21 protein-coding genes are annotated in these 24061 nt (G+C 68.2%); 6 read left to right on the forward strand and 15 right to left on the reverse strand.

Annotated elements, in window-relative coordinates; translation table 11 throughout:
* Positions 1 to 78: 78 nt before the first annotated feature.
* On the reverse strand, positions 79 to 1662 hold the full coding sequence (locus tag ACEQX1_RS00145; RefSeq protein WP_370196380.1) for an AAA family ATPase: 1584 nt from the start codon (positions 1660 to 1662) through the stop codon (positions 79 to 81).
* A 142-nt stretch (positions 1663 to 1804) separates the two neighbouring features.
* On the opposite strand from ACEQX1_RS00145, the gene ACEQX1_RS00150 reads away from it, so the two are divergent.
* Positions 1805 to 2155, forward strand: a complete 351-nt coding sequence (locus ACEQX1_RS00150) for a c-type cytochrome (protein WP_370196381.1) — start codon at positions 1805 to 1807, stop codon at positions 2153 to 2155.
* A 42-nt stretch (positions 2156 to 2197) separates the two neighbouring features.
* Here ACEQX1_RS00150 and ACEQX1_RS00155 read toward each other — a convergent pair whose 3' ends face one another.
* From ACEQX1_RS00155 to ACEQX1_RS00170, 4 genes are all read right to left on the reverse strand, one after another.
* Positions 2198 to 4891, reverse strand: a complete 2694-nt coding sequence (locus ACEQX1_RS00155) for a GNAT family N-acetyltransferase (RefSeq protein ID WP_370196383.1) — start codon at positions 4889 to 4891, stop codon at positions 2198 to 2200.
* Positions 4892 to 4998: 107 nt separating this feature from the next.
* On the reverse strand, positions 4999 to 6072 hold the full coding sequence (locus tag ACEQX1_RS00160; protein WP_370192774.1) for an NAD(P)-dependent alcohol dehydrogenase: 1074 nt from the start codon (positions 6070 to 6072) through the stop codon (positions 4999 to 5001).
* Between the two features lie 63 nt (positions 6073 to 6135).
* Positions 6136 to 6393, reverse strand: a complete 258-nt coding sequence (locus ACEQX1_RS00165) for a hypothetical protein (RefSeq protein WP_370192773.1) — start codon at positions 6391 to 6393, stop codon at positions 6136 to 6138.
* Positions 6394 to 6414: 21 nt separating this feature from the next.
* Positions 6415 to 7257, reverse strand: a complete 843-nt coding sequence (locus ACEQX1_RS00170) for a universal stress protein (RefSeq protein WP_370196384.1) — start codon at positions 7255 to 7257, stop codon at positions 6415 to 6417.
* Between the two features lie 175 nt (positions 7258 to 7432).
* Here ACEQX1_RS00170 and xth point away from each other — a divergent pair, with 175 nt between their 5' ends.
* Both xth and ACEQX1_RS00180 read left to right on the forward strand, forming a co-directional pair.
* On the forward strand, positions 7433 to 8263 hold the full coding sequence (gene xth / locus ACEQX1_RS00175) for an exodeoxyribonuclease III (RefSeq protein WP_370192771.1): 831 nt from the start codon (positions 7433 to 7435) through the stop codon (positions 8261 to 8263).
* Between the two features lie 4 nt (positions 8264 to 8267).
* Positions 8268 to 8708 carry a DUF1810 domain-containing protein gene (locus tag ACEQX1_RS00180; protein WP_370196385.1) on the forward strand — a complete coding sequence of 147 codons (441 nt, stop codon included), beginning with the start codon at positions 8268 to 8270 and terminating at the stop codon, positions 8706 to 8708.
* Between the two features lie 19 nt (positions 8709 to 8727).
* Here ACEQX1_RS00180 and ACEQX1_RS00185 read toward each other — a convergent pair whose 3' ends face one another.
* From ACEQX1_RS00185 to ACEQX1_RS00205, 5 genes are all read right to left on the reverse strand, one after another.
* Complete coding sequence (locus tag ACEQX1_RS00185) at positions 8728 to 9672, reverse strand: ABC transporter permease (protein WP_370196386.1); 945 nt, start codon at positions 9670 to 9672, stop codon at positions 8728 to 8730.
* The gene (locus ACEQX1_RS00190; RefSeq protein ID WP_370192765.1) at positions 9669 to 10721 is read right to left on the reverse strand and encodes an ABC transporter permease; all 1053 of its coding nucleotides are present in this window, start codon (positions 10719 to 10721) and stop codon (positions 9669 to 9671) included. Before ACEQX1_RS00190 ends, ACEQX1_RS00185 begins: the two co-directional genes overlap by 4 nt.
* The gene (locus ACEQX1_RS00195; RefSeq protein ID WP_370192764.1) at positions 10721 to 12244 is read right to left on the reverse strand and encodes an ABC transporter ATP-binding protein; all 1524 of its coding nucleotides are present in this window, start codon (positions 12242 to 12244) and stop codon (positions 10721 to 10723) included. The genes ACEQX1_RS00190 and ACEQX1_RS00195 overlap by 1 nt, the downstream gene beginning before the upstream one ends.
* A gap of 138 nt (positions 12245 to 12382) precedes the next feature.
* Entirely contained in the window at positions 12383 to 13369 is a 987-nt protein-coding gene (locus ACEQX1_RS00200; RefSeq protein ID WP_187389445.1) for a BMP family protein, read from the reverse strand.
* Between the two features lie 89 nt (positions 13370 to 13458).
* The gene (locus ACEQX1_RS00205) at positions 13459 to 14760 is read right to left on the reverse strand and encodes an amidohydrolase family protein (protein ID WP_370196388.1); all 1302 of its coding nucleotides are present in this window, start codon (positions 14758 to 14760) and stop codon (positions 13459 to 13461) included.
* A 231-nt stretch (positions 14761 to 14991) separates the two neighbouring features.
* On the opposite strand from ACEQX1_RS00205, the gene ACEQX1_RS00210 reads away from it, so the two are divergent.
* The 3 genes from ACEQX1_RS00210 (at position 14992) to ACEQX1_RS00220 (ending at position 20224) form a co-directional block, all read left to right on the forward strand.
* Positions 14992 to 17475 (forward strand): cation:proton antiporter, encoded by a 2484-nt coding sequence (locus ACEQX1_RS00210; RefSeq protein ID WP_370196389.1) that lies wholly within the window; start codon positions 14992 to 14994, stop codon positions 17473 to 17475.
* A 170-nt stretch (positions 17476 to 17645) separates the two neighbouring features.
* On the forward strand, positions 17646 to 18152 hold the full coding sequence (locus ACEQX1_RS00215; protein WP_370195417.1) for a CinA family protein: 507 nt from the start codon (positions 17646 to 17648) through the stop codon (positions 18150 to 18152).
* Positions 18149 to 20224, forward strand: a complete 2076-nt coding sequence (locus tag ACEQX1_RS00220; RefSeq protein ID WP_370195418.1) for an NAD(+) synthase — start codon at positions 18149 to 18151, stop codon at positions 20222 to 20224. Before ACEQX1_RS00215 ends, ACEQX1_RS00220 begins: the two co-directional genes overlap by 4 nt.
* A gap of 87 nt (positions 20225 to 20311) precedes the next feature.
* Here the strand turns inward: ACEQX1_RS00220 and ACEQX1_RS00225 are convergent, their stop codons facing one another.
* The 5 genes from ACEQX1_RS00225 to ACEQX1_RS00245 all read right to left on the reverse strand — a co-directional run bounded on the left by ACEQX1_RS00225 (position 20312) and on the right by ACEQX1_RS00245 (position 23980).
* The gene (locus ACEQX1_RS00225) at positions 20312 to 20524 is read right to left on the reverse strand and encodes a hypothetical protein (RefSeq protein ID WP_370193751.1); all 213 of its coding nucleotides are present in this window, start codon (positions 20522 to 20524) and stop codon (positions 20312 to 20314) included.
* Positions 20525 to 20604: 80 nt separating this feature from the next.
* Positions 20605 to 20778, reverse strand: a complete 174-nt coding sequence (locus ACEQX1_RS00230; RefSeq protein WP_370193750.1) for a hypothetical protein — start codon at positions 20776 to 20778, stop codon at positions 20605 to 20607.
* 67 nt (positions 20779 to 20845) lie between these two features.
* A complete protein-coding gene (otnC, locus tag ACEQX1_RS00235; protein WP_024351171.1) occupies positions 20846 to 21487 on the reverse strand; it encodes a 3-oxo-tetronate 4-phosphate decarboxylase in 642 nt (213 codons plus the stop codon).
* A complete protein-coding gene (gene otnK / locus ACEQX1_RS00240; RefSeq protein ID WP_370193749.1) occupies positions 21484 to 22740 on the reverse strand; it encodes a 3-oxo-tetronate kinase in 1257 nt (418 codons plus the stop codon). Before otnK ends, otnC begins: the two co-directional genes overlap by 4 nt.
* A 310-nt stretch (positions 22741 to 23050) precedes the next feature.
* A complete protein-coding gene (locus ACEQX1_RS00245) occupies positions 23051 to 23980 on the reverse strand; it encodes a ring-cleaving dioxygenase (RefSeq protein WP_370193748.1) in 930 nt (309 codons plus the stop codon).
* Positions 23981 to 24061 lie beyond the last annotated feature (81 nt).

Here is a 24061-nt window from a genome sequence, read left to right on the forward strand (position 1 = left end):
TCGGCATCAAGCGCGGGACCGATCGGCACACATCACCGCGCGGCTTCAGCGATCGTGGACCCCCGGTCGGTCCCGAGGTTAATCCGGCAATGTGTCACGCGCGTCTCGCCCCGGTCGGCTGCGCTCCATCCGTTGCGCCCGCACGTCGATGGCGCGGCGAGCCGCGTCCGCAACCGGCTCCGGTTCGCCGTCCCCGTCGATCCGCTCCCAGTCGATGTCACCGGGATCGCGGGCGAGTTGCTGCCTCACGATCGCGGTGGTGGCGTCGGAAGGATCGTTGCGCCGCGCCGCCACCCGGCGCAGCATTTCGGCCGGATCGACGTCGAGCCAGAGACCCTGGAAATCGACGCCGGCGTCACGTGCGGTCGCGGCGATGCGGCTGCGGTCGCACGCGCGCTCGAAGGTGGCGTCGGCGACGACGCCGTGACTCAGCCGCAGGATGCGCTCGGCGTCTGCCGCCATGGCGGCATAGACCCGCTCGGTCATGTCCGACGTATAGGCGTCGGCGTCCAGCCGGGTCTCGGCCGACACGCCGCTGAGGCGCTTGCGGATGCGATCGCTGGACAATGTGCGCGCGCCCGGTGCTGGGCCGATGCGAGGCGCCAGAGCGGCGGCGACCGTCGACTTGCCGGAGCCGGACAGACCGCCGACGGCGATCAGCCGGGCCGGGCGGCGTTCGAGAAGGTCGAGCGCCAGCGCGAAATAGCGTTCGGCCTCGGCGCGGATATCGCTGGCCCGTGGCCCGGCATCCGAAAGCTGCGCGGCGCCGACATGGGCCCTGACCGCAGCGCGCACCGCCATGAAGAAGGGCAGCGCCGGCAGACCGCTCTCGTCCCGGGTCACGTCGAGATAGCGGTTGAGAACGCGATTGGCGAACTCCTCCAGCCCGCGATGCCAGAGATCCATCAGGAGGAACGCCAGATCGTAGAGGGTGTCGGTGGTTCCCAGTGCCTCGTCGAATTCCAGGCAGTCGAACAGCACCGGTTCGTCGTCGACGGTGCAGATGTTGCGCAGATGCAGATCGCCGTGGCACCGCCGCACCCGGCCGGCCCTCGCGCGCTCGTCCAGAAGCGGCCCAAGCCGCGCCAACTCCTGGCGAAACCGTCGATTGAAGCGGCCGGTCTCCTCGCTGTCGAACAGCTCGGTCGCGGCGAACGCTGCTTCGTTGATGTCGAGGACCGCCGCCATCCGCGCGGCGCCGTCCGGCGTCGGGTCGGGCGGGATCGTCTCGTGGAACGCCGCGATGGTCCGGGCGAGACGATCCATCAGCGGACCGGTCAATGTGCCCTCCATGGCGCGCCGGTCGAAGAGTCCGTTCCCGTCGAAGCGGCGCATCTCGACGACCGCGTCGACGAGATCGCCGCCGCCGTCGAGGACGAGTCCGCCGCCGGGTGCGCGCGTGATCCTGCGAACGGCGCGGTAGAGCTGCGGCGCCGTGCGCCGGTTGAGGTCCAGTTCGCGTTCGCAGGCCGCAAGCCGCAGGGCAGGCGTCGAGAAATCCACATAGGGCCGTTTGACCGGCCGCTTAAGCTTCACGGCCGTCTCACCGCCCAGGAGCACGATGGAAATATGGGTGGTGACGGTCTCGCTCCGCTCGGCCGGAACGCCGGCGAAAAGCCGGGAGCGGATGCATTCGAGAATCGCGTCGTCGGCTTCGTGCATGACGCCCCGCCTTTCCGGCAGCCGATCGGCTGCGTGCGCCGTTGCCTCCCCCGGATCAGATCGCCCCGCATTGATCGGCGTCAAGGCGGAGCGCCCCGCGCGATGGTCAGATGCCACGACGGGCAAACACCGGGAGACGACGATGACGCGATCGACATCCATGCGGGGACGGCTGGCACTGATAGCCACGGCGGTGGCGGGCCTTGCCCTGCTGCCCTCCGCAGCCACGGCACAGGACCTCGCACAGATCGCCAACGGCCAGCGTTTCCTCGAAACCAATTGCGCCCGTTGCCACGCCATCGCGCGGACCGGCACCAGCCCGCATCCGCAGGCACCGGCGTTCCGGACGCTTTCGCAGAGCTATCCCATCGCCAGCCTCGAGGAGGCGCTGGTGGAAGGCCTGTGGACCGGGCATCCCGACATGCCGGAATTCATCTTCGGCCCCGGACAGGCCCGGGCGATCATCGCCTATATCGAGAGCATCCAGGACTAGCCATAAAACGGGCGGCGGCCGGCGCCCCCGGCAGCGCTCGCCTCAAGCGTCGGCGCTCCTGTCGAATTCGATGGTGACATGCGCGGTCTCGGAGAAGTCCTCCGTCCGGTCGGCGCGGAAACCGAGATCGCGGGCCATCTGCAACATGGTGACGTTCTCGCGCAGCACCTCGCCATAGACGCGGTGCAGGCCGCGCTTGCGGCCATAGGCGAGGATCTCCGACAGGAGCCGGTAGCCGAGCCCCCGCCCCTTCATGTCCGAGCGCACCAAAACGGCGAATTCGGCGGCCTCGTTCTCCGGGTCGGAGACGAGGCGTGCGACACCGTAGATCGGCCCCTGCCCGTAGGCACTGCCCGGCTCGACAGCGACCAGCGCCATCTCGCGGTGGTAGTCGATCTGCGAGAACCGCGCCGCCGTCTGGTGCGGCAGCGCCTTCATCGGGGCCATGAAGCGCAGCCGCAGATCCTCCTGCGTACAGCGCGCCGCCATCTCGACCAGCGGCTCCTCGTCCTCCGGCCGGATGGGCCGCAGCACGAAGCGTTCGCCGTTGCGCAGTTCGACGGCGCGTTCCAGCTCGCGGGGATAGGGCCGGATCGAGGGCGCGACCCGCGCTGTCCCCGCCGCGTGCAGCGAGATGCGGGCGTCGAGCGCCAGGACACCCTCGGCGTCGGCGAGCAGCGGATTGATGTCGAGTTCGGCGACGTCCGGCAGATGCACCGCCAGTTCGGACAGGCGCACCAGAACGTCGGCCAGGGCATCGAAGGCGACCGGCGCCACGTCGCGATACCCTGCAAGCAGCTTGGAGATCCGGGTGGCGCGGATCATCTCACGCGCCAGGACGGAATTGAGCGGCGGCAGGCCGATGGCCCGATCGCCGATCACCTCCGCTGCCTTGCCGCCTCGGCCGAACAGGATCACGGGGCCGAAGGTCGGGTCCGGCGCGATGCCGGCGATCAGCTCGTAGGCGCCGTCGCGCACGATCATCGGCTGCACTGTGAAGCCGTCGATGCGGGCATGCGGGGCGTATGCGCGCACGGCCTCCAGCATCGCCTCGGCGCTCTCGCGCATCTCCTGCGCCGAGCCGATATTCAGGCGCACCCCGCCGGCATCGGATTTGTGGGAGATCTCGGCCGAGACGATCTTCAGGACGGCGGGGCCTCCCATCGCCTCGAAGCAGGCGACCGCTCCGTCCACATCGCTCGCCATGCGGGTGGTGACGGTCGGGATGCCGAAGGTGGCGAGCAGCCGCTTGGCCTCGTACTCGCTCAAGATCGTCCGGCCATCCTGGCGAACGGTCTCGATCAGCTCCTGCGCGCTCGCGATATCCTCGTGGCCGATGGCAACGCCGGCCGACGGCGTTTCGAGCAGAAGCTCCTGGTTGCGCTTGTATTCGACGAGATGGGTGAAGGCGCGAATCGCCTTTTCCGGGCTGTCGAAGGTCGCGACCTTCTCGGCGGCGAAGAGGTCGCGCACCGGGGCCGCGGAAGTTCCGCCGAGCCAGTTGGTGAGCACCGGAAACCGCGGACGCCGCTTGGCGATGGCGGCAACGCGGCGGCCGGCCTCCATGCCGTCGGCGACGGCGGTCGGGCAGTTGATGACGAGGATCGCGTCGCTCTCGCGCTCCTTCATCAGGATGTCGAGGGCGGCGCCGTAGCGCTCGGGCGTGGCGTCGCCGATGATGTCCACCGGGTTGGCGCGCGACCAGGTCGGCGGCAGCACGCCGTCGAGCTCGGCGATCCCCGCGTCGCTGAGTCTCGCCAGCCGTCCGCCGTCGGATTCCAGCGCATCGACGGCCAGGACGCCGGCGCCGCCGCCATTGGTGAGGATGGTCAGCCGGTCGCCGGAGATGCGCACCCCGCTGGCGAGCGTCGCGGCGGCCTCGAACAATTCCTCGATCTCGCGCACCCGCAGGATGCCGGCGCGTCGGAAGGCGGCGTCGTAGACGACGTCCGAACCGGCCAATGCGCCGGTGTGGGACTGCGCGGCCCGCGCGCCCGCCGCGCTGCGCCCGGCCTTGATCACCAGCACCGGCATGGAGCGGGCCGCCAGCCGGGCGGCCGACAGGAATTTCTGCGCCTCGGTGACGTTCTCGACATAGAGCAGGATCGAGCGGGTCGTCCGGTCGGTCGCCAGATAGTCCAGCATGTCGCCGAAATCGACGTCGGACATGTCGCCGACGGACAGGAGATGGGAGAAGCCGATGCGGCGCTCGTCGGCCCAGTCGATGACCGAGGTCAGCATCGCCCCGGACTGGCTGACCAGCGCGATGTCGCCGGCCCGCGGCATGAGATGGGCGAAGCTGGCGTTGATGCCGGCGGCCGGGGAGATCAGGCCGAGGCAGTTCGGCCCGACGATCCGCATGAGATGGGGGCGCGCGGCGTCCAGCACCTGCTGGCGCAGGGTGGCGCCATCCACCGTCTCGCCGAGGCCGGCCGAAATGACGATGGCGGCGCAGCAACCGCGCTCGCCCAGCGCCGCGATGATGCCTGGCACCGTGCGCGCCGGCGTGGCGATCACGGCGAGGTCCGGCACCTCGGGCAGCATCTCCACCGAGCGATGGCATTGGCGGCCGTGGATTTCGCGCGCGTGCGGATTGACCAGCATGATCCGGCCGGCAAAGCCGCCGGAGACCAGATTGTCGACCAGCACCGAGCCGACCGACCCCGGCTCGTTGCTGGCGCCGATCAGCGCGATCGAACGCGGCGCGAACAGCGCGTCGAAGTTGCGGATGCTCATGCGGCGCCGGCCGTTCGCGCGCCTCGGGTCTGGGTCATGATCGTCCGTCCCTGTGCCGCCAAACTCGCGTCAACGGCGAGGAACATACCATGCCGGAGCCATCGCTTCTAAGGCTGGATGGCGACCTTCAGGACCCCGTCGCGCTGATGCGAGAAGAGATCGTAGGCCTCCTCGATCTCGTCGAGCTCGTAACGATGGGTCACCAGGGGCGTCGTGTCGAGACGCTGCGACGCGATGACATCCATCAGCCGGCGCATGCGCTCCTTGCCGCCCGGGCACAGGGTCGTGACGATCTTGTTGTCGCCGATGCCAGCGCTGAAGGCGTCGAGCGGGATGGTGAGATCGTTGGAATAGACGCCAAGCGAGGACAGCGTGCCACCCGGCCGCAGAACGCGCAGCGCGGCCTCAAAGGTCTCCTGACGGCCGAGCGCCTCGATCGACACGTCGACGCCGCGGCCATCGGTCAGCCGCATGATCTCGGCGACGACGTCCCCCTTGGTGAAGTCGACGACGTGGTCGGCCCCCATCTTGCGGGCGATCTCCATGCGCTCGGGCACGGAGTCCACCCCGATGATCGTGGTGGCACCCATCAGCCGCGCGCCGGCCGTGGCGCAGAGGCCGATCGGTCCCTGGGCGAACACCGCGACGGTGTCGCCGATCCGCACGGTCCCGCTTTCAGCGCCCGAGAACCCTGTCGACATGATGTCCGGACACATCAGGACCTGTTCGTCGGTGAGCCCGTCCGGGATCGGCGCCAGATTGACCATGGCGTCAGGCACCAGGAGGTATTCCGCCTGGGCCCCGTCGATGGTGTTGCCGAAGCGCCAGCCGCCCATCGGCTGGAAACCGTGCTTGGTGCCGGGACCATCCTGCGAATGGCAGCCGCACAGGCAGGCATTGCTGTAGCCGCTGGGCGAGATCGCACCGGCGATGACCCGCTGGCCTTCGCGGTAGCCCTGCACGGCGGAACCGAGCTTCTCGATCACCCCCACCGGCTCGTGGCCGATCGTCAGCCCGCGCTCGACCGGATATTCGCCCTTGAGGATATGCACGTCGGTGCCGCAGATCGTCGTGGTGGTGATCCGCACCAGCGCGTCGAGCGGGCCGACGTCGGGAATCGGCTTCTCATCCAGCACGATCCGGTTCGGTTCGACGAAGATCGCCGCTTTCATCATGGCCATCGGTCTCAACCTTGCATTCGTTACGGGAACTGCGTGTGTCGGACGAAACCGCCTGCCGGGCGGTCAGCCCATGGCGCGACCGGGGCCGGCCGCAGCCGGCGACGGGGTCACGATCCGGGCGGGCAGACCTGCCGCGTGGCGCGGCCGCTCGACCTTCAGCCTCACGGCCTGTCCGAGCCGCGTCACGCGCTTGGCATCGGCGAAGGCCGAGCGCAGGGCATCCAGCCGACGGTGGAACCGGCCATGGGGCGAATGGCAGAAACTGACCTGCCAGCCCTCGCCGCACGGCTCGATGCTGTATTCCAGATGACCGTAATGCATTGCGCGTCTCCGGAAGGATCGTCAGCGTGACAGGAGCAGCGGGACGTCGCAGCGGCTCAGGAGCTCGCGCGTCACGCCGCCCAGCAGCATCTCGCGCAGGCGGGAATGGCCATAGGCGCCGACGACGATCAGATCCGCGGCAAGGCTCTCCGCCTCCTTCATCAGGGCATCGGCGGGATGGCGCCAGTTCGGCAGTTCGCGGGTCTCCACCGTGACGCCGTGGCGATCGAGATGACGGGCCATGTCGGCCATCGGCTCCAGGTGCCGCTGCTCGGTCGCGCCATCCTCGACGACACTTGCCAGAACGACGAGCTTGGCCTGCTTCAGGAAGGGCAGCGCCGCCGCCACCGCATGGGCGCATTCGGGCGAATCCCGCCAGCCGACGACGACCGTCTCCGGCGCCGCGAAGCTGCGCTTGGGCGCGGGCGGCACAACCAGCGCCGCTGAGCGTGCATTGAACAGGATCGCCTCGACCACTTGGCCGCTGAGGGCAGCCTTGCCGCCCTGCTGGACCAGCACGAACAGATCTGTCGTGCCGGCGAGCCGTTCGGCAGCGGCCGACAGATGACCGAAGCTGCCGTCCGCGCGCCGCAGGCCATAGGGGACCGCGACACGATCCAGTCGCTGGCGCAGCTTCTGCTCGGCGGCATCGCCAGTGTCCTTGCCGACCTTGAAGAGCTCGGCGACCAGCATGTCGGAGCCCGGCCCGGCCGGCACGCCGGTGATGTGGATATGGTTGGCGAGCATGCATTCGAGATGGGCGCCGAATGCGCTGGCGATCGTTTCGGCATAGTCGATGGCGACTTCGTCCGACGGCGATCCGTCGAGATAGACCGCCAGGTCCGCGATGGGAGATTTGTGCATGGGATAACCCTTTGCCCGAGTTGCGATCGCGACGGCGTTCGACATGCCGTCAGAGTGCCGGCCGGGCGCACTCCCCGCCTTGATCGAGGTCAAAGCCTTGAACAGGTCTGCGCCCGGCCGCAATTCGGCGCTGCCCGCCTCTCGAAATCAAGCGGCATGACGCCAGGTCTGGCGAATGAAGATCGCCAGTTCCAACATCAACGGGGTCAATGGCCGCCTGCCCGTGCTGCTGCGCTGGCTCGCCGAGGCCGAACCCGACGCGGTCTGCCTGCAGGAACTGAAGGCGCCGGACGAGAAGTTTCCGATCGACGCCATCCGCGAGGCCGGCTACGGCGCGATCTGGCACGGTCAGAAAAGCTGGAATGGCGTCGCCATCCTCGCCCGTGGCACCGATCCGCTCGAGACGCGACGCGGCCTGCCCGGCGACGATGACGACCATCAGAGCCGCTATCTGGAAGCGGCGGTGAAAGGCGTTCTGGTCGGCTGCCTGTATCTGCCCAATGGCAACCCGGCGCCGGGCCCGAAATTCGACTACAAGCTGCGCTGGCTGGAGCGCTTCGCAAGCCATGCCGCCGAGCTCATGGCGACCGGCGCGCCGGCAGTGCTGGCCGGCGACTACAACGTCATCCCGACCGAACTGGACGTCTACAAGCCTGAGCGCTGGGTGGACGACGCGCTGTTTAGGCCGGAGGTGCGCGAAGCGTTCCACCGCCTTCTCGACGCGGGCTGGGCCGACGCGATCCGCAGCCTGCACCCGGAGGCCACCATCTATACCTTCTGGGACTATCTGCGGAACGCCTGGGGCCGCGATGCCGGCCTGCGGCTGGACCATCTCCTGCTGAGCCCCAGCCTTGCTCCACGATTGCTGGCCGCCGGCGTCGACCGCGACGTGCGCGGCTGGGAAAAGGCCAGCGACCACGCGCCGGTCTGGATCGAGATCACCGATGCAGAGGCCGGCACCAAACGGACGGCAACGCGTTCATCGAAACGCCGGCCGAAGGAGTGACGATGTGACGGAAGACGACCCCAACGATCTGGAGCGCTTCGTGGCCGCGCAGGCGCCGGTCTACGCGCAGGCGCTCGGCGAGTTGCAGGCAGGGCGCAAGCGCAGTCACTGGATGTGGTTCGTGTTTCCGCAATTGCAGGGTCTCGGCCATTCCGACATGGCCCGGCATTTCGGCATCGCTTCGCTCGACCAGGCCCGCGCCTATCTCCGCCATCCCGTGCTGGGTCCCCGGCTCGTCGCCTGCACCGAGGCTGTTCTGGCGCATGGCGACCGGTCGCTCGGCGCGATCTTCGGCGCGCCCGACGACATGAAGTTCGGCTCGTCGATGACCCTGGTCGCCCATGCGGCGGGCGACGCCCCATCCGCCTTCCGGGAGGCCCTCGCCCTGTTCTGCAACGGCCGCGAGGACCAGGCGACGCTGCGGCTGCTGGGCATCGACGGCTGACAATCGCCGAGCGAGGATCTCAGCGCTCGCCGCGCCGGTAGGGCTGCATCAGCGCCTGCGGCACCCGGGCGCGCCGCGCCATCACCACCAGCGCCACGATCGACAGAAGGTACGGCATCATCAGGAACATCTGATACGGGATCGCCTTGCCGAACTCGGTCTGCAGCCGCAGCTGATAGGCGTCGAAGAGGGCGAAGAGAATGGCGCCCAGCAGGGCCCGTCCCGGCCGCCAGGTGGCGAAGACCACGAGCGCGATGCAGATCCAGCCGCGTCCCTGGATCATGGTCGGGAAGAAGCTGTTGAAGGCCGACAGGGTCAGGAACGCGCCGCCGACCCCCATCAGGGCGCTGCCGGCCACCACCGCGCCGATGCGGATGGCGATCGGGTCGACGCCCTGCGCTTCGGCCGCATGCGGGTTCTCGCCGGTCATGCGGATCGCCAGCCCCAGCGGGGTCCGGGCCAGCACATAGGCCATCACCGCCGCCACCAGCAGCGCCAGATATGTGGGCGCGGTCTGGGTGAAGAGCGCATCGCCGACGATCGCCAGGTCGGACAGCACCGGCACGTGCAGCGGCTGGAACGGCTCGATGGTCGGCGGCGTGCCCTGCAGCGGCACGACCAGCCGGAAGATGAAGTAGCTCAGGCTCGAGGCCAGCAGCGTGATGCCGAGCCCGGTGACGTGCTGGGACAGGCCCAGCGGCACGGTCATCAGCGCATGCAGCAGGCCGAAGGCCGCGCCGCCCAGCGCCGCCGCGAAGAGGCCCATCCACAGATTGCCGCCCTCGAAGACCGTCAGCCAGCCGATCATGGCGCCGAAGCTCATGATGCCCTCGATGCCGAGATTGAGCACGCCGGCGCGTTCGCAAAGGAGCGCGCCGAGGGTGCCGAAGATCAGCGGCGTCGCGATGCGCAGCACCGCTTCCCACATGCCGGCGGAGGCGAAGATGTCGAGCGCGGCACTCATCGGCGGATCCGGTAGGCAGTGAAGAGCAGCGCGACCAGCATGGTCAGCAGCGACAGGGCGACGGTCACGTCGGCAATGAAGCTGGGCACGCCGAGCGCCCGGCTCATGGAGTCGGAGCCGACGAACATCATCGCCGCAAAGAGCGCGGCGGCGACCACGGCCAGCGGCTGGAGATTGGCGAGCATCGCCACGATGATGCCGGCATAGCCGTAGCCGGGCGACAGGTCGGTCGTGACGTAGCCCTTCACGCCGATCACCTCGATCGCCCCGGCCAGCCCGGCGAGCCCGCCCGACCAGCAGGCGACCTTCACCAAGGTGCGTCCGAGCGGCACGCCGGCAAAGCGCGCCGCGGCGGGGTTGAGCCCGGCCGCCCGCGATTCCAGCCCGTAGGCGGTGCGCGACTGGACGACATGGACGACGATGGCGACGACGACGGCGATCAGCAGGCCGACATGCAGACGCGACCGCTCCAGCAGCTTCGGCAACTGGGCCTCGGTGGCCACCGGGACCGATTGCGGCCAGCCGAAGGCCAGCGGGTCCTTCATCGGTCCCTCGATCATCATCGACACGAACAGCAGGACGACAAAGTTGAGGAGCAGCGTCGTCACCACTTCATCGACGCCGAAGCGCAGCCTGAGCGCGAGCGGCACGAGGAGCAGCACCATGCCCGCCAGCGCGCCGGCGATCATCACCGCCGGGATCAGCGCGATACCGGGGAGGCCGGCAAGACCCAGCTGCGAGCCGAGAAAAGCCGCGGTCAGCGCGCCGACATAGAGCTGGCCCTCGGCGCCGATGTTCCAGACCTTGGCCCGGAAGGCGACCGCGACGGCGAGACCGGTGAGGATCAGCGGCGTCGTCCGCGTCAGCGTTTCGGTCAGCGCGAGGCGCGAGCCGAAGGCCCCTTGCACGATGCGGGCATAGGCTTCCAGCACCGGCGCCCCGGCAAGCGCGATCAGTACGCCCGACAGTGCGAGCGCGACCAGCACGGCAAGGATCGGCGCGACCACCATGAGTGTCGCGGGACGGCTGTCCCGACGTTCCAGACGCATCAGGCGGCCTCATGCGGGGCGACGGCCCATTCGCCGGCCATCATCAGGCCGAGACGCCGGGCGTCGAGGGATTCGATCGGCACCGGCTCCGACAGGCGCCCGCCGACAATGGCCTGCACCCGATCGGCCAGCGCCAGCACTTCGTCGAGGTCTTCCGAGATCAGCAGAACACCCGCTCCCGCGTCCCGGGCGGCGAGGATATCGCCATGGACCGCCGCAATGGCGCCCTCGTCGAGACCGCGCGTCGGCTGCGCCGCGACCAACACTTTGGGGGACCCAGCCAGATTGCGGCCGAAGATCAGCTTCTGCATGTTGCCGCCGGACAGGAGCCGCGTGCGGCTGTCGGCCGATCCGCCGCGAATGTCGAAACGGTCGATGACGTCGGCCGCAAAGGCGCGCGCCGTCGATTGCCGGACGAAGCCGCCCTTCGAGAAGGGAGCGTCGCGCACACGTTCGAGAATGGCGTTCTCCCAGATCGCCAGTTCGCCGATGGCGCCTTCGGTGTTGCGGTCCTCGGGGATGCGGCCGACACCGCGGCGCACGAGGTCGCGCGGCGACAGCGTGGAGGTCTCCTCGCCCAGTACCGACAGACCGCCGGCATCCGGCGCGACGAGCCCGGACACCAGATGGGCGAGCGTCGCCTGGCCGTTGCCGGAGACGCCGATGATGCCCAGCGTCTCGCGCTCGCGCAGGTGAAAGCTGACATTGGAGAGGCGTTTCGCGCCGCCCACCGTAACGCTGACGTCCCGGGCCGCCATCACCGTGTCGCCCGGCACCGCAGCGGCGCGGACCGGACGCGTCACGCGGCGGCCGACCATCAGTTCGGCCAGTTCCTCCTTGGAGGTCGCGGTGTTGGCCCGCTCGGCGACCATCCGGCCGGCGCGCAGCACCAGCACGCGGTCGGCGGCTGCCATCACCTCGTGCAGCTTGTGGGAGATGAAGATCAGCGACAGCCCTTCGGCCGCCATCACCCTGAGCGTCTTGAAGAGGGTCTCCGCCTCCGGCCGGGTCAGCACCGCCGTCGGCTCGTCGAGGATCAGGATCTTCGCGTCGTTGTAGAGCGCCTTCAGGATCTCCACGCGCTGCTGCTCGCCGACGGACAGATCGCCGACACGCTTGTCCGGATCGACGACGAGGCCGAAACGCTCGGCGAGGCTTGCCAGCTTGCGCCGCGCGGCGGCCTTGCCTGAGCGCCAGCGCAGCAGCGGCTCGGTGCCGGTCATGACGTTTTCGAGGACGGTGAGATTCGGCGCCAGGGTGAAATGCTGATGGACCATGCCGACGCCGGCCGCGATGGCGGCGCGCGGCCGGCCGAGCGGCAGCTCCTCGCCGGCCACGAGAACCCGCCCGGCATCCGGCACGTAGTGGCCGAACAGGATGTTCATCAGCGTCGTCTTGCCGGCGCCGTTCTCGCCGAGCAGCGCGACGAGTTCGCCGCGGCGAAGGGTCAGGCTGACGTCGTCATTGGCCGCAAAGTCGCCGAAGCGCTTGGTGATGTGTTCGAGGGACAGGACGGCGGTCATACGGTCTCACTCCCGCCGTTCCGCAATGACCGGCCGTCCGACGGATGCCGGCCGGCCGCGCGGAGAATACCGCGTGGACCGGCCGGATCGTCGGGGCCGTCGCAGATCGGCGAACGGGCTGGCATGCGTTTTCGCGGATCAGGTCGGTTCGGTGAAGTCGATGACCACTTCGAACTCGCCGGCCTTGATCGCGGCGCGGCGCTCTTCCATCGCAGCGACCGCCTCGGCCGGGACCATGGACTCGGCGAAGACGATGTCGTTCCCGCCTTCCTGCATCATGCTGTAGGGCGTGTAGTTCTTGCCGGTGCCGTTCTTCGCCTCGGTGTCGGCGATGGCCGCGTCGAGGATCGGGCGGAAGTACCACATGGCGTTGGCGAAGACCGTCTCGGGGTAGCGCTCGGTATAGTCGGTCAGCGAGCCGATCGCCTTGATGCCGCGCTCCTTGGCGGCGTCGGCCGTGCCGATGCGCTCGCCGAACAGGATGTCAGCGCCGGCGTCGATCTGGGCGAGGCCCGCCTCGCGCGCCTTGGGCGGATCGAAGAAGGTGCCGATGAAGCCGATCAGGTGCTTGGCATCCGGACGTACCGAATCAACGCCGGCCCGGAAGCCATTGATCAGCATGTTGACTTCGGGGATCGGGATCGCCCCGACCGCGCCGAAGATGCCGCTCTCGCTCATCTTGCCGGCGAGCATGCCGGCGAGATAGGCGCCCTCGTGATTCCACGTGCCGAAGGTGCCGAAATTGTCGCCGGTCGGCTCGCCGCTGGAGCCCATCAGGAACATGGTGTCGGGATAGTCCGCCGCGACCTGCCGCGCCTCTGTCTCGACGGCATAGGCCTCGCCGACGATCAGCTGGGCGCCCTGCTCGGCATATTCGCGCATGGCGCGGGCGTAGTCGGTGCCGCTGACGCCTTCGGAGAAGACATACTCGATGGCGCCGTCCTCGGCGGCCTGGACCATCGCCGCATGCAGGCGCGAGTTCCAGGCATTCTCCACCGGCGAGGCATGGATGCCCGCCACCTTCAGCGGCGTCTGCGCGAAGGCGCGCGGCATGCTCAGGGCGAGGCCGACACCGGCGCTGCCCAACAGAAAACCGCGCCGACCGATCCGACCTGACTTCAGCATGAAATTCCCCAACGATCCCGAATGAAACAGGCCGCGATTTGACGGCCTGCACAATTCCTTGTCAACCGCGCAACCCGCACAGCAAACAATCAGCCAACAGATGAATCGCCCTGCGGCGCGTAAGCCGCCGGGTCGACCGTTACCGCGCGGCCCGGCAGCGTGAGCTGGCTCAGGCGCGGCTGCGCCCGTGCAATCACCTTGCCGCCGCGCACAACGGCGAGCCGGGTCGCCTTGAGCCGGATCGCCTCGATCGGGTCGGCCGCCTGCAGCAGCACGCAATCGGCCCGGTTGCCGACCTCCAGCCCGTAGCCCTCCAGCCCCATGATCTGCGCGGAATTGACCGTGACCGCGTCGAAGCACGCGCGGATGGCATCGCGCGAGGTCATCTGACCGACATGCACCGCCATATGCGCCACCTCCAGCATGTCGCCGGAGCCGAGCGAGTACCAGGGGTCCATCACGCAGTCATGGCCGAAACCGACATTGATTCCCGCCGCCATCAGCTCGGGCACCCGCGTCATGCCGCGGCGCTTGGGATAGGTGTCGTGACGGCCCTGCAACGTGACGTTGATCAGCGGATTGGGGATCACGTGCAGGCCGGATTCGGCGATCAGCGCGATCAGCTTGGACACGTAGTAATTGTCCATCGAATGCATCGAGGTCAGATGCGAGCCGGCGACCCGCCCCTGAAGTCCGTGGCGCACCGTCTCGGCCGCCAGCGTCTCGACATGGCGCGACAGCGGGTCGTCGGATTCGTCGCAATGCATGTCGACCCGCAGGCCGCGCTCGGCGGCGATGCGGCAGAGCGCGGCGACCGATTCCGTGCCGTCGGCCATGGTGCGTTCGAAATGCGGAATGCCGCCGACGATGTCGACGCCCATGTCCAGGGCCCGTTCGAGGGACGCCGCACCGCCCGGCGTGCGCAGATAGCCGTCCTGCGGAAAGGCGACGAGTTGCAGGTCGATATAGGGCTTCACCCGATCGCGCACCTCCAGCAACGCCTCCGCGGTGACGAGCCGCGGATCGGAGGTGTCGACATGGCTGCGGATGGCCAGAAGGCCCTGCGCGACCGCGAGATCGCAATAGCGCATCGCCCGTTCGATGAGCGCGTCCTTGGTCAGAAGCGGCTTCAGCTCTCCCCAGAGCGCGATGCCCTCAAGAAGCGTGCCCGAGCGGTTCATGCGCGGCAGGCCCAGCGACAGCGTCGCGTCCATGTGAAAATGCGGATCGACGAAGGGGGGCGACACCAGCCGTCCGCCGGCGTCGATCACCTCGCCCGCCTCGCCGGTGATCGCCGGTTCGATGGCGGCGATGCGGTCGCCCGTCACGGCGATGTCGACGCCGGTGCGGCCGTCGGGCAGGTGGGCATTGCGGATGATCAGATCGAACATCGGGCGGCGGATCCTTTCGCTTCGTCCTGGCGCCCGTTTTGCTGCGAGCGCGCCGCGATGTCGATGGGGTGAGAGGCGGCTTGCTGTACGAAACCCACAGGCTAGGCTAACAATGCCGGACCGACGCCCGGCCGGAACCCGCGCGCCGGCAGCTTGCAGGCGCCGCGGCGCTCCGGAAGCCTTGCGGAGACCGTGGCGGACGCGGAGTCATGATGTGCCGATGACGCCGTTATGAACGTTCCCAACATCGTCGTCCTGATCGCCACGCTCGTCGCCTTCGGCGCCCTGGCGCGGCCGCTGGCCACGCGGCTGCGGCTGCCGGTCTCGATCCTGCTGGCGCTGGGCGGCGCCAGCCTCGGCTTTGCCAGCCTCTATTCCCTCGATCATCCCGGCACGCTGCTGCCGGTCGACCTTGCGGCGCTGATCACCGACCTGCCGGTGGGCTCCAGCCTGTTTCTCTACGTCCTCCTGCCGACGCTGATCTTCCAGAGCGCGCTGGTGGTCGACATGCAGCGGGTCCGCGAGGATCTGCTGCCGATCGTCCTCCTCGCCCTCGTCGCGGTGCTGGCGGCGACTTTCGGCGTGGCGCTGGCCCTGTGGCCGATCGCCGGCATGCCGCTCCTCGCCTGCCTGCTGCTGGCCTCCTTGGTGGCGACGACCGATCCCGTGGCGGTCATCGCCATCTTCCGCGATGTCGGCGCCCCCGACCGGCTGACCCGGCTGGTCGAGGGCGAGAGCCTGTTCAACGATGCGCTGGCGATCTCGCTGTTCCTCATCTTCTCCGCCGCGATCATTGCGCCGGGCTCTGTCACGGTGACCGGCGCTGCACTGAACCTGCTGCTGCTGCCGATCGGTGGCGGGCTATTCGGCTATCTGATGGCGCGCCTCTATCTCCAGCTGCTCCGGTTGATCGGCGACGATCAGGTGACGGCGGTCTCGCTGAGCCTCGCCCTGCCCTATCTGTCGTTCTGGATCGCCGAGCATGTGCTGCAGGTGTCGGGCATCATCGCCGTCGCCACCGCGGGCGTTGCGCTTGCCAGCCTGTCGCCGGCGCGGGTCACCCGCGAGCTCTGGCGCCATCTCGACGACACCTGGCAGCAGCTGGCCTCCTGGGCGGCGATTCTCGTCTTCGTGCTCACCTCGCTGCTCGTGCCGCAGATGATGACGGACCTGTCGCCCTTCGACTTCCTCCTGATGCTGGTCATCTTCGCCGCGACGCTCGCGACCCGGGCCCTGGTGCTGTTCGGTCTCATGCCGCTGCTCAGCCAATACGGGCTGTCGTCCCGGGTCTCGCGACCCTATCGGCTGGTGGTGCTGTGGGGCGGCCTGCGCGGCTCGATGACCCTGACCCTGGCGCTCGCGGTCAGCGAGAACGATGCCGTGCCCCGCCCCGTCGCCGCCTTCGTGGTGACGCTGGCCACCGGCTACACGCTGATGACACTGTTCGTGCAGGGCACGACCCTCAGGCCGCTGATCCGGGGGCTGGGCCTCGACCGGCTGTCAGGCATCGACCGGGCGATCCGCGACCTTGCGCTCAGCGTCACCTCGGCACGGGTCGCGCGCTTTGCCGGCGAGATGGCAGAGCGCTTCGGCGGCACCGACGCAGCGGGCGATGCCGAGAGCGTCAATACGGCCGTCGCCGCGGCCGAGCCTGCCGCGACGAGCCCGTCGGATACCCTGTCCCTCGACGGGCGCACGGCCATCGCCCTCGTCTCGCTGACCGCGCGCGAGCGTGAAATGGTCCTCGATCATTTCGCCAACGGCATGCTGGCGCCGCGGATTGCCCGGCGCCTGACCTCCGACACCCGGCGGCGGCTGGAAATGGCCCGCCACGGCGGCGTCGAAGGCTATCGCGCGGCCAATGGCGAGGAGACACGCTTCCTGTGGTCGGACCGGGTGGCGTTCCTGGTCCAGCGCCGGCTCGGTCGCAGCCGGATGTTGTCGAAACGCCTGGCCCTGCGCTTCGAGAAGCTGATCGAGATTTCGCTGGTGCTGGGCAGGCTGCGGGCATTCGCCACCAGCGAGTTGCAGCCGGTCCTCGGCGAGGAGACGATCGCCGCCGTCATGGCAGTCCTCGACGAGCGGCAGGCGCAAATCGACCGGGAGATCGACGCGGTCCGTTTGCAATATCCCGCCTATGTCGCCGAACTCGAACGCTGCTTCGTCCTGCGGGCCGCCCGGGCCATCGAGATCGCCGAGATCCGACGACTGCGCCAGTCCGGCGTTATCAGCAAGGAGATCGAGCGCGACGTGTATCGCAGCGTCGCCCGGCGCCCCGACCTGACGACACTGAGCCCGCCGCTGGATCTCGGGCTGGACACCCGCCGGCTGATCGACCGCACAGAGATCTTCGAAGCGCTTGGCGACCGCGAGCGCGATGATCTGGCACGGCTGATGACGCCGTTCCTGGCCGCGCCCGGCATGCGGATCGTCTCGCGCGGCGAAGTCGGCGACGCGGCCTATTTCATCTCGTCCGGTGCGGTGGAGGTCGATACCGGCACGCATATCGTCCGGCTCGGTCGCGGCGACATCTTCGGCGAGATGGCGCTGATCCTCGACATGCGGCGGCAGGCCGACGTGACGGCGATCGCCTACAGCACGATGCTGCGCCTGGCGCGCACCGATTTCGCACGCTTCGTGTCGCTGCATCCGAAACTGCGGGCCCGGATCGAGGCGATCGCCCGCAGCCGGCATGCCGACAATGCGAAAGGCTGACAGCCCCGCAGCGGAGCCATGCGTGGCGGAACCTTCGACGGCCGGACGTCATCCCCGCGAGCTTTTCTCGGTAGCCGGTTCCGTATCGGCGAACGATCGCGTTGGGGCCACGTTCATGTTTCCCGCCCGCGGCTCCCGCGGCGGCAACGATCTCAACAAGGAACCGAACCGTGAGCGAAGTCCTGTCGACGACCCTGCCCGACGATCTGGAAGACCGGGTGAAGACCCTTCTGCAGCGCGCCTGCGACCGATCCCTGACGATCGCGACCGCCGAAAGCTGCACCGGCGGCCTCTTGGCCTCGGTGTTCACCGACGTGGAGGGCTGCTCGCGGGCCTTCGACAGCGGCTTCGTGACCTATACCGACGAGGCCAAGATCCGGATGCTCGGCCTGCCGCGCCAGCTTCTTGAGGAGAACAACGCCGTCTGCCGCCCGGTCGCTCTGGCCATGGCCGAGGGGGCACTGGACAAGTCCCTCGCCGACATCACTGTTTCCACCACGGGCTTTGCCGGCCCGGCCGGCGAGGATGACGAACCGGGGCTCGTGCATTTCGCCTGTGCCCGGCGCGGGCGCGAGACGCGGCACCGCGAGGAGCATTTTGGCGACATCGGCCGTGGACCGACCCGCATCGCTTGCTTACGAACGGCACTGGATATGCTCGAGGAGATGATGGATTGAGTTTGCAAAGCCTTCGAGACCGTTCCTTCTATGCGCTGCACCGACACGGCTTCGTCCGCGTCGGTGTCGCGACGCCCGGCGTCTTCATTGCCGATCCGGCCCGCAATGCCGCGGCGACGATCCGCGCGGCGGAAGACGCGGACAAGGAGGGCGTCGATCTCCTGGTGTTCCCGGAGCTTGGCCTCTCCGCCTATGCGATCGACGACCTGCATCTGCAGGATGCCCTGCTCGACGGCGTCGAAGCCGCCATCGCCACCGTCTGCGAGCGCAGCCGTGACCTGCGCAGCGTGCTCCTCGTCGGCGCGCCGCTGCGGCGCAACGGCCGGCTCTACAATTGTGCCGTCGCCATTGCCCGGGGCCGCATTCTGGGCGTCGTGCCGAAGCTCTTCCTGCCCAATTACCGGGAATATTACGAAAAGCGCTGGTTCGCCTCGGGCGCCGGCATGACCGGCCTCGACATCACCGTCGCGGGCCAGGAGGCGCCGTTCGGCATCGACCTCCTGTTCGAAGCCTCGGACCTGCCCGGCTTCGTCTTCCACACGGAGATCTGCGAGGATTACTGGGCGCCGACGCCGCCCTCGACGGACGGGGCGCTGGCCGGCGCCCGTATCCTCTGCAATCTCTCGGCCTCCAACATCGTCGTCGGCAAGTCCGCCGACCGGCATCTGCTCTCGGCATCGCAGTCGATGCGCTGCATCGCCGCCTATGTCTATTCGGCCGCCGGGCGCGGCGAGAGCACCACTGATCTCGCATGGGACGGCCAGGGCTCGATCTACGAACTGGGCGATCTCCTCGCCGAGTCCGAGCGCTTCGCCGATGCCGGACAGCTGATCGTCGCCGATGTCGATGTCGGCCGCATCGGCCAGGAGCGGCTGCGCACGCCCACCTTCAACGACGCGGCGGCGCTCCGCGGCCATCCGGAGACGGCGTTCCGAACGGTGCGCTTCGCCCATGAGCCGGCCTTCGAGGATCTCGGCCTGCGTCGCCCGGTCCGGCGCTTCCCCTATGTGCCGAACAACCCCGAACGGCTGCACCAGGATTGCTACGAGGCCTTCAACATCCAGGTCGAGGGCCTGCGCCGGCGCTTCGAGGCGACGCCCGGCGATCACATGGTCATCGGCGTGTCCGGCGGGCTGGATTCCACCCACGCGCTGATCGTGGCGGCCAAGGCCTGCGACCAGATGGGCGTGCCGCGCTCGACCATTCTCGGCTTCACCATGCCGGGCTTCGCCACCGGCGACGCGACCAAGGCGAATGCGCTGGCGCTGATGAAGGCCCTCGGCACGGGCTGCGAGGAGATCGACATCCGTCCCGCCGCGCGGCAGATGCTCGGCGACATGGGCCATCCCTTCGCGGGCGGCGAGCCGGTCTATGACGTCACCTTCGAGAACGTGCAGGCGGGCCTGCGCACCGACTATCTCTTCCGCCTCGCCAACCAGCGCAGCGGCTTCGTCATTGGCACCGGCGACCTGTCCGAATTGGCGCTCGGCTGGTGTACCTATGGCGTCGGCGACCAGATGAGCCATTATTCGGTCAATCCGGGCGTGCCGAAGACGCTGATCCAGTATCTGATCCGCTGGGTCGTGCGCACCGAGCAGTTCGATGCCGAGACCGGCAAGCTCCTGACCGCGATCCTCGACACCGAGATCTCGCCCGAACTGGTGCCGGCGGATGCCGAGGGCGGGATGCAGAGCACGCAGGACAAGATCGGCCCCTACGAGCTGCACGATTTCTTCCTGTTTCACACCATGCGCTACGGGCGAGCACCGTCGAAGACCGCGTTCCTTGCCTGGCATGCCTGGAAACAGGCCGATGCGGGCCTCTGGCCGATCGAGTTTCCCGAAGAGGCGCGCAACCAGTACGATCTGGCGACGATCGTCAAATGGCTGGAAAGCTTCCTGTTCCGCTTCTTCCAGACGTCGCAGTTCAAGCGGTCGGCGATGCCGAACGGACCGAAGGTCTCGGCCGGCGGCAGCCTGTCGCCACGCGGCGACTGGCGGGCGCCCTCCGACGGGACGGCGGATGCCTGGATCGCCGAACTCAAGGCATCCTTGCCGCAGGATCTGCGCTGAGCCGCACAGGCGCCAACGTGCCGACCCGGACAAAGAAACGGCCGCATCCCGGGATGCGGCCGTTTTGTCATCTGCGAAAGCGATGGATCAGGCCTCGGGGGTGACGTCGACGCCCTCGCCCGCGCTGATATTGTTCAGATGCGCATGACCCTCGCCGCGTTCCGGATGGGGCGAGACATTGATGTCGGCGCCTTCCAGCCACCGGCCGGAGACATCGCCCTGGCCCGGCACGATGCGCCAGCGGGTTCCGTCACTGAGTTCGATGATCCCGTCGGTGCTGGCGATTTTGAGCAGAGCCATGGTCGGACCTTTCACGTTCGTTCGGCTGCTTAGCCTTGGTGTCAGGCAATGCCGCGCGTGCGAGAGGGTTCCAGTCCGCGTTACCGCGCTTCACCGTCCTCGGGCAGATCCAGCATGAAGCGGACCTCGTCCTCCGTGAAACCGGCAGACAAAGCGAGATCAACGTCCGGCCTGTACCGGATCGACTTACGCTGCTTCTCGGCCGCCGGGGCCGTATCGTCCGTGGTCCTGGTCTCGGAACGTTCGTTGCTCATGCCCCAATGTTGCATCCGCAACGATCGGCGTCATTAAAGCACTATAAGTTGTCTGCTCTGCTGAAATTCAGTGGGCGTGCTTTTCTTCGAGGAAGGCACGCTGCTCCGGCGTCAGGCCACGCGGATCGAGCCCACGTGTCAGGATTGCCAGCCGCGCCGTCTCTTCCAGCTCTTCCATGGCAAAGACCGTGGCCGCCAGCTCGGTTCCGGCAACGACCGGACCGTGATTGGCGAGAAGCACTGCGGAACGCTTGCCGGCAAGGCCGCGCACTGCCTCGCCCATCGCAGGATCGCCCGGCATGAAATACGGCAGCAGCTTTACCCGGCCGAGCTTCATCACCGAATAGGCGGTCAGCGGCGGCAGGACGTCGTCGGGGTCGGTGTCGGGCAGGATCGACAGCGCCACCGAATGCGTGCTGTGGAGATGCACCACCGCCCCGGTCGTCGCCCGCCGGGTTTCGTAGAAGGCGCTGTGGAGCGGGATTTCCTTGGTCGGCTTGTCGCCGGACAGGTGCCGGAACTCCTCGTCCAGCCGGGAGATCCGGGCCGGGTCGAGAAAGCCGAAGGAGGCATTGGTCGGGGTGACCAGGATCGTGCCGTCGCCGAGCCGCGCCGAGATGTTGCCGCTGGAGCCGCAGGTCAGGCCGCGGTCGAACATCGACTTGGCGAAGCGGCAGATGTCCTCGCGGAGCCGGGCCTCCTCGCTCATGCCTCGCCTCCCAGGCGGGAAGCCGCCTTGGCGAAGAAATCGTCGGCGCCGAAATTGCCGGACTTCAGCGCCAGCGCCAGTTCGCGGCCTTCGACGCGCACGGCGGGAACGCCCGGATCGATCTCCGGGCCGATCTCCAGCGACTGGACGTCGAGCCCGGTGACGACCGCGCCCGAGGTCTCGCCGCCGGCGGACACCAGCCGGGTGATGCCTGCCTCGACCAGCGCAGCGGCAGTGGCGGCAAACAGCCGCTCAATCGCAGTGGCGACCGCTTCCCTGCCATGGCGCTGCTGGGCCGCGGCGACCGTCTCCGGGTCGGCCGAGGAATAAATCAGCGGCACGCCGGACTGCGCAAGAACCCATTCGGTGAGCGAGGCGGCCGTCACCTCGCCGGCCATCACGGCATCGGCACCCAGCTCGAAGGTCGGGTGACCCGCGTCGCGATGGACACTGACCTGGCGGCGGGTGGCGGTCGAGACCGAGCCGGCAAGTGCTGCCGCGCGGCCGACGACGCCCGACCAGGGCGAGGTCGAGGAGCCGATCAGCCCCTGCGCGCGGAAATTCTCCGGCAGGCCGAGGGCAATGCCCGAGCCGCCGGTGATCAGCGGCAGGTCGCGCGCCGCGTGTCCGGTGGCGTGGAGATCGGCGTCGAGCACGGCATCGGTGACGACGAAGCAGAGGCCGTCGGCGCCGGCCTGGCGAAGCGCGTCGGCGATGGCCGCCTCGCCCTTTGCGACGACGCCGTAGGGCACGTGCGACACCGGCGCATCGGTCTGACGCGCCAGCACCCGGCGCAAATCGGCGTCGCGCATCGGCGTCAGCGGATGATTCTCCATGCCCGATTCCGACAGCAGCCGGTCGTTCACGAAGAGATGGCCCTGATAGACCGTGCGGCCGGTCGCCGGAAATGCCGGGCACACGATGACCGCACCGGCGCCCAGTTCCCTGGCGATCGCTTCGCCGACCGGACCTATATTGCCTTCGTCGGTCGAATCGAAGGTCGAGCAATATTTGAAGAAGAACTGCCGGCAGCCCTGGCTGCGCAGCCATTCCAGTGCGGCGAGCGACTGGCTGACGGCCTCGGCGACCGGGATCGTGCGCGACTTGAGCGCGACCACACCAGCTTCCACGTCCGGCGCGCCATCGCCCGTCGGGACACCGCTGTACTGGACCGTGCGCATGCCGCCCTTGGCCAGCGTGTTGGCAAGGTCGGAGGAGCCTGTGAAGTCGTCGCCGATACAGCCGAGGATCATGGAATAACTGCCCGCTTGATGTCTGACGGGTTCCTGCATGCAGATGCACGAACCGGGGAATGGCCGCTCCATAGCATTCCGACGCGAAAACGACACCTCCCGCCGCGCCGGATCGTCAACGGCCGCCTTCCGGCCTCGCATTCGGACGGCCGAGGTGTCGACCGTTGCCGGCAAAGCCGCCCGCGCGGATCATCTCCCCGCAGCACATTCACCGAGAAACCGGAATCATTCCCTGCGTTTGCGCCGGTATGTTGCAGCGCACTTTTAACGGTAAGAACCTGGGAAAACAGCGAACAACGGGTGTCGGTCGTCAGCCGAGGTCCGGCAGCCGCCCCTCGATCTCTTCACGTCTTGATTCAAGAAACGGCGGCAAGCGCAGGGCCTGTCCGAGGTCCTCCGGCGCTTCGTCCACCGCAAATCCCGGTGCGTCGGTGGCGATCTCGAAGAGGACATGCCCCGGCTCGCGGAAATAGACAGAGCGGAAATAATTGCGGTCCTTCTGCTCGGTGGCGGCTATGCCGTGGTTCTCGGCGAGCTTGCGCACCATCTCGGCCTGCTGCGCATCATCGGCCGCGCGGAAGGCAACGTGATGGACCGATCCGGCGCCGACGCGCGGCTTCAGAAAGCCGCCGACAGCCCGCAGATCGATGATCCGGCCGAAATTTGCATCGCAGACGAAGCGAATGAGCGATTCCTCGCGGCCGATCTCGCGGAAACCGAGGATGTCTGTGAGGATCGCCGCGGTCGCCTCGGCCTCTTCCAGGAGCAGGCTGATGCTGTGAAAGCCGCGGATCGCGTGTTCGGCCGGAATGTCGGAGGTCGCGTGGCCGGGCAGCAGGTCATCGCCGGCGCGTGCGACGAAGGCCAGGCGCAGGCCGTCGGGATCGCGGAAGGCCAGGACGGTCTCGCCGAAGCGCCTGACCAGCGAATCGTGCGGCACGCCCTTCTCGATCAGCCGATGGCTCCAGAAGCCGATCGCCCCTTCCGGCACGCAGAAGACGATCTCCTGGGTCTCGCCGACACCGAGCCGTCCCGGTGCCGCATGGTCCCAGGGAAAGAACGTCAGGATCGTGCCCGGCTGCCCCGTCTCGTCGCCGTAATAGAGGTGATAGGTGCCGGGGTCGTCGAAATTGACGGTCTTCTTGACCAGCCGAAGCCCGAGCGTGCGGGTGTAGAAGTCGAGATTGCGGTCCGCGCGTCCCGCAATCGCCGTCACATGATGAATGCCGTTCACGACCATGCCTCTTCTCCGCTCTTTGCCGGATCATAGGGGCACAGGTTAGGGCGGGGGCCGATCCGGCGCACGCGGAATCCGCGCGCA

The sequence above is a fragment of the Aurantimonas sp. genome, assembly GCF_964217435.1.
GTDB lineage: Bacteria > Pseudomonadota > Alphaproteobacteria > Rhizobiales > Rhizobiaceae > Aurantimonas > Aurantimonas coralicida.